This window comes from Tenacibaculum sp. Ill (genome assembly GCF_051938915.1).
Lineage (GTDB): Bacteria > Bacteroidota > Bacteroidia > Flavobacteriales > Flavobacteriaceae > Polaribacter > Polaribacter larymnensis.
The window spans coordinates 1,870,093-1,883,206 of sequence record NZ_JBPSCW010000002.1 but is presented as its reverse complement, the minus strand read 5'-3'; the positions used below and the strand labels follow the sequence as shown (position 1 = coordinate 1,883,206).

The 13,114-nt window shown below is 32.1% G+C and carries 8 protein-coding genes; 2 read left to right on the top strand and 6 right to left on the bottom strand.

The features are described 5' to 3' along the window. Positions 1-9: 9 nt before the first annotated feature. Positions 10-1,632, bottom strand: a complete 1,623-nt coding sequence (locus tag ACTPNM_RS08830) for an ABC-F family ATP-binding cassette domain-containing protein (RefSeq protein ID WP_274639733.1) — start codon at positions 1,630-1,632, stop codon at positions 10-12. Between the two features lie 177 nt (positions 1,633-1,809). Here ACTPNM_RS08830 and ACTPNM_RS08825 point away from each other — a divergent pair, with 177 nt between their 5' ends. After that, entirely contained in the window at positions 1,810-3,168 is a 1,359-nt protein-coding gene (locus tag ACTPNM_RS08825) for a TlpA family protein disulfide reductase (protein ID WP_440121412.1), read from the top strand. 125 nt (positions 3,169-3,293) lie between these two features. Next, on the top strand, positions 3,294-5,087 hold the full coding sequence (locus ACTPNM_RS08820) for a DEAD/DEAH box helicase (RefSeq protein WP_440121411.1): 1,794 nt from the start codon (positions 3,294-3,296) through the stop codon (positions 5,085-5,087). Positions 5,088-5,154: 67 nt separating this feature from the next. On the opposite strand, the gene ACTPNM_RS08815 is transcribed toward ACTPNM_RS08820, so the two are convergent. The 5 genes from ACTPNM_RS08815 to ACTPNM_RS08795 form a co-directional block, all read right to left on the bottom strand. After that, complete coding sequence (locus ACTPNM_RS08815; RefSeq protein WP_274639730.1) at positions 5,155-5,688, bottom strand: GNAT family N-acetyltransferase; 534 nt, start codon at positions 5,686-5,688, stop codon at positions 5,155-5,157. A gap of 18 nt (positions 5,689-5,706) precedes the next feature. Further along, a complete protein-coding gene (locus tag ACTPNM_RS08810; protein ID WP_099214560.1) occupies positions 5,707-6,537 on the bottom strand; it encodes a prohibitin family protein in 831 nt (276 codons plus the stop codon). Positions 6,538-6,573: 36 nt separating this feature from the next. After that, complete coding sequence (locus tag ACTPNM_RS08805) at positions 6,574-7,476, bottom strand: cation diffusion facilitator family transporter (RefSeq protein WP_440121410.1); 903 nt, start codon at positions 7,474-7,476, stop codon at positions 6,574-6,576. A gap of 88 nt (positions 7,477-7,564) precedes the next feature. Next, positions 7,565-8,758 (bottom strand): efflux RND transporter periplasmic adaptor subunit, encoded by a 1,194-nt coding sequence (locus tag ACTPNM_RS08800; protein ID WP_440121409.1) that lies wholly within the window; start codon positions 8,756-8,758, stop codon positions 7,565-7,567. A gap of 10 nt (positions 8,759-8,768) precedes the next feature. Beyond that, entirely contained in the window at positions 8,769-13,079 is a 4,311-nt protein-coding gene (locus ACTPNM_RS08795) for a CusA/CzcA family heavy metal efflux RND transporter (RefSeq protein ID WP_440121408.1), read from the bottom strand. Positions 13,080-13,114 lie beyond the last annotated feature (35 nt).

Genomic DNA, 13,114 nt, shown 5'->3' with positions numbered 1-13,114 from the left:
CTTATAATTTTAAGAGTACATTTTCTCTCTTAACTCTTTTACTTTAGGATCATCTAAATACTCATCAAAAGTAGCGTATTTATCAATAATACCTTTAGGTGTAATTTCTATAACTCTATTCGCTACTGTTTGTGCAAACTCGTGGTCATGTGTAGTAAACAACACAGTTCCTTTAAAGTTAATTAAAGAGTTATTCAATGCTTGAATAGACTCTAGGTCTAAGTGGTTTGTTGGCTCATCTAACATTAAAATGTTAGCCCTAGTCATCATCATACGAGATAACATACAACGTACTTTCTCTCCTCCTGATAATACATTACTTTTCTTTAGAGCTTCTTCTCCAGAAAAAATCATTTTCCCTAAGAAACCTCTTAAAAACACTTCCTCTCTTTCCTCTTCAGTTTGCGCGTATTGACGTAACCAATCTACTAAATTCAATTCTCCATTTTGAAAGTAAGCAGAGTTATCTGCTGGCAAGTATGACTGTGTAGTAGTTACACCCCAGCTGTATTTACCTGAATCAGCTTCTTCATTGCCTGAAATTACTTGATAAAAAGCTGTAGTTGCTTTAGAATTTTTAGAAATAACAGCAACTTTATCTCCTCTATTTAAGTTAAGATCTACTTTAGAGAATAATAATTCGCCTTCTGCGTCTTTTTTAGAAAGACCTTCTACATTTAAAATTTGATCTCCTGCCTCTCTATCTCTTTCAAAAATAATTGCTGGATAACGACGTGAAGATGGTTTAATTTCATCTACGTTTAATTTCTCTATCATTTTCTTACGAGAAGTCGCTTGTTTAGATTTTGCAACGTTTGCAGAGAAACGACGAATAAACTCCTCTAGTTCTTTCTTTTTATCTTCTGCCTTTTTATTTTGTTGCGCTCTTTGTTTAGCTGCTAATTGAGATGATTCATACCAAAATGTATAGTTTCCTGAGTAATGATTAATCTTCCCAAAATCAATATCAGAAATATGTGTACAAACAGCATCTAAAAAGTGACGGTCGTGAGATACTACAATTACTGTATTATCATAGTTTGCTAAGAAATTCTCTAACCAAGCAATAGTTTCGAAGTCCAAATCGTTGGTAGGCTCATCCATAATTAATACATCAGGATTACCAAATAACGCTTGAGCTAATAATACACGTACTTTTTTCTTCGAGTCTAACTCTGATAGTAATGTATAATGATCTTCTTCTTTAATACCTAAATTAGATAATAAACTTGCAGCAGAAGCATCGGCGTTCCAACCGTCCATTTCTTCAAAACGAACTTGTAATTCTCCTATTTTCTCTGCATTTTCATCAGAATAATCCGCATACAAAGCATCTATTTCTGACTTTATTTTATGTAGTTCTTTATTTCCCATTAACACAGCTTCTAAGGCAGTATACTCGTCAAAAGCATAGTGGTCCTGTGTTAATACAGACATTCTTTTTCCTGGTTCTAAATGAACTTGACCAGAAGTAGGTTCTTGTTTTCCTGATAAAATCTTTAAAAATGTAGACTTCCCTGCTCCATTTGCTCCGATAATTCCGTAGCAATTTCCTTGCGTAAACTTAGTGTTTACTTCATCAAACAAAACACGTTTTCCAAACTGAACTGATAAATTAGAAACTGATAACATGTATATTTTTTTTAATTCCGTGCAAAAGTATAAAAACTAAAGACTATAAAAGAATTTGCATGAAAGTTTTTAACATCTTACTTTTGGCTCGTTTTAATTCTTTTTAACAACGAATTAACAGCCTAATATTAAAGAGTTATCTATTTTTGGACTCTAATATTTAGGGTAATTTAAATCATGATTAAGTATTTTATACCTCTCATATTAATTGTATTTATTGGATGTAATGAGTCTAATAAGAATAAGCCTACCTATTTTGGGGGTAAAATCATCAATCCTAAATGTGACTTCGTTGTTTTATCTGATAATTACGACTTTAACGATACTATTCCTCTTAGTAAGAATAATACATTCTTAGGAAGCTACGATAAATTTAAAGAAGGACTATACATTTTTCATCATGGTAATGAACTTCAGTATGTGTACATGCAACCTTCTGATAGTTTGTTAATTAGATTAAATACTTGGGATTTTGATGAATCACTTGTTTTTAGTGGTGTTAATGCTGAACGAAATAACTTATTAATTGAAGCTTTCTTGCAGTACGAGCAAGATTATAAAAATACTTCAAAATACCTTTCTTTACCCAAAGAAGAATTTTTAGCTAAAATAGATTCAATGAAATCTATTAAAAAAGCCATTTTTGAAAACTATAAAGCTCGTAGTAATGATGCTTCTGGTTTTATGGATATTTTTAATATTTCTTTAAACTTTCCTTTATATGCGAAACTCGAAGAGTATGCTGTCCTAAAATTAAAGGAAAAAACATCTGAAAAAATTAATAGTTCTTATTTTGAGTATCGTAAGAATGCACCAACAAACAAAGACTCTTTAATGTTTTATGGTCCATATTACAGATTTATTATTGAGAAAATACAAAATGATGCTTATCTTAAGAGTAATGGTGTAAAATCAGAAAATTTCACTCAAGATTTACTACACTCTATTGATGAAAATATAGCGCTTGAAACAGTAAAAAACAAAATGTTATACAATGCTGTTATTCGTAACTTTTATGAAGAACCTAGTAGCGAAATGAAAAGCAAAGCTTTTTTTACTTTCTTCAAGCTAAACACTAATAACGAGCATAAAAAGAATGTTCAACGTTTAATTAATGACTTAAAAATATTAACTAAAGGAGAACGATTACCTTCTTTCAAATTAATTGCAGCTGATGGTGAACTGAAAGACTTCAAGAGTATTTCTAAAGATAAAAACACCGTTGTTTTGTTAAAAAATTACCAATACGCTTCAGACGATTGGGTATCTTCCCGTTTCAATTACTTAGTTAAAAAAAATCCAGACGTTAATTTTATACTAGTTAACTTATGTGACTCCTCTAAAAGGTTTACTAAGAATGTTGATGTTAAGTATCAATACACTATACCTAGTGAGAGTGCTGTATGTGACTTTACTACCAGTAAGTTTCCTCGTATGATTTTAGTTGATAAAAACGGAATTATTCAAAATGGTTATACTAGTTTATCTGCTAAAGATATAAATCTAGAAATCAGTAATTTACAAAAAATTAAATAGTTAACCTCTATTCATTTTATTTAGTGTACTTTTGCACCGTCCAAAAAAAATCGTACTAAACGATTTAATTAATATTAATTATAGAATTCGCGGAGGGGCATCTGTGGGTTCTCTAAAAACACAGTATGTCAACATTTTTAGATTTAGGTTTGCAAGAACCTATCAATAAGGCGTTAACCGATCTAGGTTATGAAAAGCCAACAGTAATTCAAGAAAAAGCAATTCCACAAATAATTTCTTCTACCGAAGATTTAAAAGCATTTGCACAAACTGGTACAGGTAAAACTGCTGCCTTTAGTTTGCCTATTATTGAACTTGCTGATCAAACAAGCACACACACACAAGCAATCATTTTATCTCCTACTCGTGAACTAGCAGTACAAATAGGAAAAAACATTGAAGATTTTTCTAAGTATTTACCAAACTTAAAAGTAGCTACTGTTTATGGTGGAGCCAACATTGAAGAGCAGATAAGAAAACTTAAAAAAGGTGTTCAAATAGTTGTAGGTACTCCTGGTAGAACTGTAGACTTAATTAAAAGAAGAGCTTTAAAACTAAGTAATGTACAATGGTTAGTTCTTGATGAGGCTGATGAAATGCTTAACATGGGCTTTAAAGATGAATTAGACCAAGTTTTAGAAGCTACTCCAAACACTAAGCAAACATTATTGTTTTCTGCTACTTTTCCTAGAGAAGTAGAAGATATTGCAAAAAACTATATGACAAACCCTGTAGAAGTTACTTCAGGGCAAAAGAATCAAGGTTCTGATAATGTTAGTCATGAGTATTATTTAGTAAACGAAAAAACTCGTTACCCTGCTTTAAAAAGAGTTGCTGATTTAAATCCTGATATTTACGGAATTGTTTTCTGTAGAACACGTAGAGAAACACAAGAAGTAGCCAACAATCTTATTAGAGATGGCTATAATGCTGATTCTTTACACGGTGATTTATCGCAAGCTCAACGTGACTCTGTAATGGAGAAATTTCGTAAAAAGAATATTCAAATATTAGTAGCTACTGATGTTGCTGCTCGTGGTTTAGATGTTAATAACTTAACACACGTTATCAATCACAAATTACCAGATCAAATTGAAAACTATAACCACCGTAGTGGTAGAACTGGTAGGGCTGGTAATAAAGGAATTTCTATTGCTTTAGTAAGCAAAAAAGAACAAGGTAGATTACGTCCTATTGAGCGAATTATAAAAAAGAAATTCGAACAAACACCTATTCCTTCAGGCAAAGAAATATGTCAAAATCAATTATTTCATTTAATTGATAAGGTTCATAATACTGAAGTAAATACAGATCAAATTGAAGGTTTTTTACCTAGTATTTATGAAAAACTAGAAGATTTAAGTAGAGAAGAGTTAATTCAAAAGTTTGTTTCTTTAGAATTCAATACATTTTTATCATACTATGAAAATGCTCCTGATTTAAATAATTTATCTTCAAGAGAAAACTCTAGAGGACGTTCTTCTAGTGAAAACATGACTCGTTTCTTTATTAACTTAGGTAGAAAAGATCGTTTAAATCCAGCAAAACTAATTGGTTTAATCAATGACCAAAATATTGGTGATAAAATCGAGATTGGCGCTATAGACATCTTAGATACTTTTTCTTTCTTTGAAATAGATAAAAACTTCGAAAAAGAAACTTTAGATGCTTTTGCTGCTAACGACCCTGATTTTAATGGAAGATCAGTAAATATAGAAATTACTAAAAACGACCGTAGCGGTGGTGGAAGAAAACCACGCAGAAATGGTGGTGGTGGATTCAATGGTAAAAGACGTAGAAACGATAAGCCTTCTGACAACAAAAAAGGTTTTGGTAGAAGACGTAGTGAAAATAGTTCTTCTAGAAGAGGAGACAACAAACCTGCTGCTGGTTTTGGTAGAAAACGTAGAAGAGGTTAAACCAGCCTTAGTCATAATAAAAAAAGCAGCTCAATTGAGCTGCTTTTTTATATAATACAAATTATAATTAGTCATTCTTTAATTTACTGTATACTTCTAAGTCTGTAAAAAGATTCCCTGTTAGTAGCTCCCCTTCTCTTTCAACTCCTTCTAACTTAAAACCTAATCTTTTAGGTATATTTTTACTTGGTATATTTCCTACTGCACATTTAATTTGAATTCTATTCATTTGTAATTCGGTAAAAGCTAAGTTACATATCTCTTTTACTGATTTCGTCATTATACCTTTACCTTGTTCCTCCTCAGAAAGCCAATACCCTACTTCTGTTTTCTTATTTAAAACATCAGTATCTTTTAAACCTATCAATCCTATAAACTTATCTTGCCTTCTTATCGTAAACGTATATTCTAACTTATCCTCAGAAACACCTACAACTGAATTTACAAAACCTTCAGTATCTTTTAACTCTTTTGTATATTCTACAAAAGGCAACCATTTACCTAAATATTCTCTTTCTTTATTAATTGTTTTGAAAATATCAGTAGCATCCTTTAGCTCTAGTTTTCTTAACTCTATATCAGAGCCCACTTTTAAAACCATTACTTTCTTCTAGACTATTTATTGATTTCCTAAAATAATTGGCATTCCGCTTTTTCCAGAACCTATAATAACCACTTTACTATTGTTAGAGTTTGCTAATCTATTGGTAGCTTCGATACCTTTATCTTGCAAAATTTTATCTGTTAATGAAGCACTTAATATTCTATTTGCATCAGCTTTACCTTTTGCTTCAATAATTTGTTTTTCTGCTTCTTTTTGAGCCGTAACTAATCTAAACTCATATTCTAACGACTCTTGCTCTTGCTTTAACTTACGTTCAATTGCTTCTTTAATAGTTGATGGTAGCGTTACATCTCTAACTAAAATTTCATTTAACTGAACATATTGCTTTTCTAATATCTTCTTTGTCTCTATAAATATTTCATCTTGAATAGCATCCCTTTTACTTGAATACAATTGTTCAGGTGTATAACGACCTACTACACTACGCGCTGCTGAACGAATTGCTGGCTGAATTACACGTTGTAAATAGTTTTCACCTAGTGTTTGATGTAAGTTTCCTAAATCTTTATAAACTGGTTGATACCAAGCAGATGCATCTATTTGAATTTCTAATCCGTTAGATGACAATACTTTCATTTTTTCAAAAAGCTCTTGCTGTCTTACCTCATATACATGTACTTTATTCCAAGGAGCAACCACATGAAAACCTTCTCCTAATGGTGGTTCGTCTGTAACAACTCCTCCTCCAAACGTTTTATACAACACACCTGCTTCTCCTGAATTAATTGTTACAGTTGATTTTGCTATAAAAATTATTAAAACTACAACTACTGGAATTAACAATCCGAACTTTGGAAACTTTAACTCTACTTGATTTCTTGTCATTTTTTTTATGTTTTATACTCAAATGTACAATTAAATTTATGAACCGCAGTTTTCATAATCGCATTCTTGTGATGCAAACTCAAGCTCAAGAGTAATATGTTCTAAGTGAAATTCATCATGCAAAACTCGCTTAACTTCTTGTTTTATTTGATGATTTTTTCCCCAAGATAATTCGCTGTTTTTTATTACTAAATGGGCTGTAAACACGTTATACTGCCCGTCCATAGTCCATAAGTGACAATCGTGAATATTCTCTATCTCTTCCATAGAAACTATTCTTTGTTGAACCTCTTCTACAGAAACATTTTCAGGAGTTCCTTGTAATATAACTCTAAGACTCTCTTTAATGTTTTTATATACATTATACAGCACAAAACCAGCAATAGCAATAGATAAAACTGGATCTAAAACTGGAACATCCCAAAACTGCATTACAATACTTGCTAGTAATACTACTACCCAACCTAATACATCTTCTAATAAATGTAATGAAACTACTCGCTCGTTAATTGAGGTTCCTTTTTTTAATTTTAATACGGCAGCACCATTTACTATAATTCCTAAAACAGCCAACCACATCATTCCTTTAGCATCTGCATTTTCTGGATTAACAATTCTAGGAATCGCCTCTTTTATTATAAATACCGAACCAATAACTAATACTATTGAATTAATTACAGCTCCTAAAAGAGAGAACCTTTTATACCCGTATGAATATTTCTTATTTGCTTTTTTTGTCGATTTTTTTTGAAAATACCAAGACAAACCTAAGCTTAAACTATCGCCTAAATCATGCAAGGCATCAGACATAATAGCCAAACTATTCGTATAAAAACCTCCTATAAATTCAATAATTGTAAATGCGAGATTAAGAAAAAAAGCTACAGCTATATTTCCTGTAGAACTTCCATGTGAATGATGATGATGGTTGTGTCCCATGTTTTTATTAATTGACTTTAAATGTATAAAAAAGATGCATTAAAACTAAACAAGCGATTATCTAATCTATAATCGCTTGTTTTTTTTATTAATGAGCATGACCTTCCATTCCGCCTGCCATTTGTAATAACTTTCCTTTTAAAAAGTGTGCTCCTTTAGTTACAATAGTTACATTGTAATTATTCTCTTGAATTGTTTTGATTTCGACAAATCCATTATCAGAACCTCCAACAGTTACCTCAACAGGTATAAATTCATCTGCTGACTTTTTAATAAAAATAAAATGCTCTCCTTCATTTTCTATTACTGCTTCTTCAGGTACTGCATACACTTCCTCTCCTCCTAACAAAATCTGAGCATTGATAAACATTCCTGCTTTTAATCGGTTTTGCTCATCCTCAAAGTGTCCATGTACATTTACTGTTTTCGTTTGATCGTCTACTTTCTGACTAATCAATTTTATATATCCTCTGTAGGCTACATCTATTCCAGATGGTTGAAACTCGAACTCATCTCCCTTTTTTATTTTTGTTATATCCGTTCCAAAAACATTTAACTCCGCATGCATATGATCATTATCTATTATTTCCATCATCTCCGAGTTAGCTGCTAAAAACATTCCTTTATTCAAGTTATTCTCTACAACATAACCAGAAATCGGAGCCTTTACATATACATATTGCTGAATTCCTTTAGTTGCAACTGTAGTAGGTGATAATCCTGCCATCTTTAATTGTGCTGCATAGCTATTCGCTAAACTTTTTGCAGATCGATAACTTCCTTCAGCTATTTGAAACGATTTTTTTGAGGTAATATCATTTTCTAACAACATTTTCTTTCTTTCATAATCTGCCTTAGTTACTTTTAGCTTATTCACTGCTTCAAGATAAGCATATTGTAACTCTATAAAGTTAGGATGCTGTAATACCGCTACTATTTGTCCTTTTTTCACCTTATCACCAGGTAACAAATCTGTTTTATAAACAAACGCTTCTAAAGGTGCATATATAGTGGCTTTACTTTGTGGTGGTACCTCTATTGTTCCTGTTACTGCTACTTTTTCTCTAATCTTTCTCTTTTCGATTACAGATGTCTCTATTTTAGCTGTTACAACCTGTTGTTGAGTTAAATGAATTCCATTTTCATCATGCTCTTCTCCTTCCTTTAAATTCTGAGTTATTTTTTCTTCTGTTGCATGATCATGATCTGAATGATCTTCTTTTTTTTCCTTACAACTAACAACAAAGATGATAGTTACTACTATTATTACTAATTTTTTCATGTGTATATTTTTATTCTTTTATATAAAATTCGTAGGCAATTACAGTTTGATTAAAATTATTAACCAAGGATAAATAGTTTTGCATTACCTGAAAATAAGCGGTAAAACTCTGATTATATTGATATGCATCAATCTCTCCTACCTTATAAGCTAGTGCTAGCTTTTTTATAAACTTTTGCGCTTGTGTAACTGTTGAATGAATACTTACCAACTCTTCATTTAAATAAATAAGCTGTTCTTGCAAGCTTTTATAATTATTCTGAATTACCATAGCCCTGTTATTATTTTCATAAGCTATTTCTTCTTGTATAATTTTTTGCTCTTTTATTTTTGCATTATTAGACCAAAAAGAAAGCGGAATATTTACCCCTACATTAAAACCTGTATAGCTGTTCTCATTTCCTGTTTTTCTATTAATTACACCAGCTGTTAATGCAGGAAAATATGTTGATTTTGCTACAGACACACCTTTAGCAGCTACCTTATTTTGTTGCTCTAAACTTTTGATAAAGTCTTTTGACAACGAATCTTTTTGAATTAAAAAGCCCTTTTTTTGAGGTAGTTTTTCAAGCGGTTGTATCAAATAATCAATTTGTAATAATTGCTTTAGTTCATTTTCTACCTGAATAAAATCCTTATATGTTTTGTTCTTTTGTGACTGTACTCCTAAGGATTGTAAAGAGGTTAAATCGTTTTCTAATCCTCCTATTTCTCCAGAGGCATGTAACTTATTAGCTATATCTTTTATTTGATTTGTACTAAGCTGTTGTTCTTCCATTAACGATAACAATCCATACAAATAATTCCATTGCTGGTACAAGCTTCTTGCCTTTCTTATTGTTTCTTTCTTAGATATGTTATTGTTAATAGTTGCTAAGTTATTTTTCTCTTTAGCTAACTTCTTTTTTTGAATATGTGTTAAAATAGAACCGAAGTTCTGATTAACAGACCATTCTTTTTCTGAAATACCATTAGCAACACTAACATCTTGATATTGAACCGTTGTCGGATTCAATTCAATCGCTTTATCTATTCCTGCTTTCGATTTTTCAATAGCTAAGGTTGATTTTTTCATCAACACCGATTTATTCAAAGCCAATTCAATAACTTGTTGTTCCGTTAACTTTTGAGGCACTTCTTGTGCTTGAACTCCAAAAACACCAACAGTAAATACCACCATAGTTACTATGCCTTTTTTCACTTTTAAGTTCACTTTCTTTTCAAAAAGCATATATAGCACGGGTAAAATAAGTAAGGTTAATAGAGTGGCAGACATCAGTCCTCCAATTACTACGGTAGCTAAAGGTTTTTGTACTTCTGCTCCTGCTGATGATGATAATGCCATTGGTAAAAAGCCTAACGAAGCCACTGCTGCTGTCATAATTACAGGACGTAAACGTACAGATGTTCCTTTTTTTACAATCTCTGTAAGGTCTGATATTCCATTAGCCTTTAAACGATTAAACTCAGCAATTAAAACGATTCCGTTTAACACCGCTACACCAAATAAGGCTATAAAACCTACTCCTGCTGAAATTGAAAAAGGCATCCCTCTTAACCATAAGGCAAAAATTCCACCAATAGCAGACATAGGTATGGCAGTAAATATCAATACACTTTGTTTAATCGATTTAAAAGTAAAATACAGTAACAAAAAGATGAGTAATAAAGCTACTGGTACAGCAATACCCAACCTTACACGAGCCTCTTCTAAGTTTTTAAAAGTTCCTCCATAAGTAATATAGTATCCTGGGTCGAATGCTATTTTATCTGAGACTTTACCTTTTAGTTCTTTAACAATACTAGCTACATCACGTTCTCTTACATTAAAACCAACTGTTATTCTACGTTTAGCATCATCTCTTTGAATTTGATTTGGTCCCGTTTTAAAATCTACAGATGCTACTGCTGTTAACGGAATTTGTGCCCCCGTTGCAGTTGTAATGTATAGTTTACGAATATCTTCAATGCTAGCTCTTCTATTTTTTGCTAAACGTACTACCAAATCGTAACGTTTCTCACCTTCATATACTGATCCTGCACTTTGACCTGCAAAAGCTGCATTAACAGTAGTATTTACATCAGCAATATTGAGTCCATAATACGCTAACTGACTTCTGTTATAATCAATTACAATTTGTTGCAATCCAGTCATTTTTTCAACATACACATCCTCTGCCCCTTCTACACTTGGAATTATTCTACTTAATTGATTGGCATATTTTACCAATTTATTCAGGTCTTCTCCATAAATTTTAAGTACTACATCTTGCCTAGCACCTGTCATCAACTCATTAAATCGCATTTGAATAGGCTGTTGAAATCCAAAAGAAACACCTAGCATGTTTTCATCTAACAATTGTTGCATTTTTTCTGTTAGTTCATTCTTTGTGCTAGCTTTTGTCCATTCATCTTTTTCTTTTAAAATAATAATGATGTCTGAAGCCTCTATTGGCATTGGATCTGTTGGAATTTCCGAAGAACCTATTCTACTTACAATTTGCTCTATTTCGTCTGGAAACTCTTTCATTAACAGTGCTGATGCTTGATTTGAAACATCTATGGTGTACGACAGTGAACTTCCTGTTGATACAATAGCTTGCACTGCTAAATCTCCTTCGTCTAAAGAAGGAATAAACTCTGATCCCATTTTAGAAAAAGTTACTAAACTGAGTATAAAAATAGCTACTGAACCTATTACTACTTTTACTTTATGAGTTAGCACAAAGTTGAGTATTGGAGTATATATATTTTGTAATGCTGTGATGATTTTATCTGAAATATTCTTCTTATTATTGATTGTTTTCTTTAAAAACAACGAGCTCATCATAGGCACATAGGTAAGTGATAATAAAAAGGCTCCTAAAATTGCAAAACTTACGGTTAATGCCATTGGTTTAAACATTTTTCCTTCAATACCAACCAAAGCAAGAATTGGTAAGTACACAATGAGAATGATAATTTCTCCAAAAGCAGCACTTGTTCTTATTTTTGAAGCCGATTCATACACTTCATCATCCATTTGGTCTTGGGTTAACTGCGTTCCTGATTTTTTTAACCCCAGATGATGTAGCGTTGCCTCTACTATAATTACCGAACCATCTACGATAATACCAAAATCGATAGCTCCTAAACTCATTAAGTTTCCAGAAACACCAAACACCTTCATTAAACTAATAGCAAACAGCATTGCTAACGGGATAACCGACGCTACAATTAAACCTGCTCGTAAATTTCCTAACAGCAACACCAAAATAAAGATGACAATTAAAGCCCCTTCAACAAGGTTGGTTGATACCGTTTTTATGGCTTTATCTACTAATTTAGTTCTATCTAAAAAAGGTTTTATGGCAACTCCTTCAGGCAAACTTTTTTCTATTTGTGCTATTCTTTCTTTTACATTCTCAATCACTTTTGAAGAATTGGCTCCTTTTAACATCATAACAATAGCTCCTACCACTTCTCCATCGGTATTTCTTGTCATTGCACCATATCGTACCGCATGCCCTAGTTGAACTTCCCCTATATCTTTCATTAAGATAGGTGTTCCATTTACATTGTTTTTTATGACAATATTCTGGATGTCTTCTGGAGTTTTTATCAATCCTTCACTTCTAATAAAGTACGCTTTAGGGTTTTTATCTATATATGCCCCTCCTGTATTCTGATTGTTTTTAGATAGTGCCTCAAAAACCTCATTTATACTAACATTTAACGATTGCAAGCGTTCTGGTTCAATAGCTACTTCATATTGCTTTAAAAAGCCTCCAAAACTACTTACATCTGCCACCCCTTCAATTCCTAATAGTTGACGACGTACAATCCAGTCTTGAATAGAGCGTAACTCCATTGCATCGTACTGCTTTTCATATCCTTTTTTAGCGTATAGTGTGTATTGATAAATTTCACCCAATCCTGTGGTTACAGGTGCCATTTCAGGTGTTCCTACTCCTTCAGGAATTTGGTTTTTGGCTTCTATCAATCGTTCACTAATTTGTTGACGTGCCCAATAAATATCGGTACTCTCTTTAAAAACGATTGTAACGACGCTCAATCCAAATCGAGAGAAAGAACGAATCTCTTCGATATCTGGAATGTTTGACATGGTAATTTCTATAGGAAACGTAACTAAACGTTCAATATCTTGAGCTGATTGTGAGGGTGCAGATGTTATTATTTGCACCTGATTATTGGTAATATCTGGTACTGCATCAATAGGTAACTGTTTTAGAGAATAGATTCCCCAGCCTATTAATGCGACAACCAATGCTCCAATAATCAATTTATTTTTAATTGAAAATTTTATAATGTTATCTAACATTTTGTATTGATTTAATTCTATTGTAACATAATTTC

What these genes read in the sequence shown, in the direction of transcription:
- ACTPNM_RS08830 (WP_274639733.1), bottom strand. Translation starts at nt 1,632, where the DNA reads ATGTTATCAGTTTCTAATTTATCAGTTCAGTTTGGAAAACGTGTTTTG.
- ACTPNM_RS08825 (WP_440121412.1), top strand. Translation starts at nt 1,810, where the DNA reads ATGATTAAGTATTTTATACCTCTCATATTAATTGTATTTATTGGATGT.
- ACTPNM_RS08820 (WP_440121411.1), top strand. Translation starts at nt 3,294, where the DNA reads ATGTCAACATTTTTAGATTTAGGTTTGCAAGAACCTATCAATAAGGCG.
- ACTPNM_RS08815 (WP_274639730.1), bottom strand. Translation starts at nt 5,688, where the DNA reads ATGGTTTTAAAAGTGGGCTCTGATATAGAGTTAAGAAAACTAGAGCTA.
- ACTPNM_RS08810 (WP_099214560.1), bottom strand. Translation starts at nt 6,537, where the DNA reads ATGACAAGAAATCAAGTAGAGTTAAAGTTTCCAAAGTTCGGATTGTTA.
- ACTPNM_RS08805 (WP_440121410.1), bottom strand. Translation starts at nt 7,476, where the DNA reads ATGGGACACAACCATCATCATCATTCACATGGAAGTTCTACAGGAAAT.
- ACTPNM_RS08800 (WP_440121409.1), bottom strand. Translation starts at nt 8,758, where the DNA reads ATGAAAAAATTAGTAATAATAGTAGTAACTATCATCTTTGTTGTTAGT.
- ACTPNM_RS08795 (WP_440121408.1), bottom strand. Translation starts at nt 13,079, where the DNA reads ATGTTAGATAACATTATAAAATTTTCAATTAAAAATAAATTGATTATT.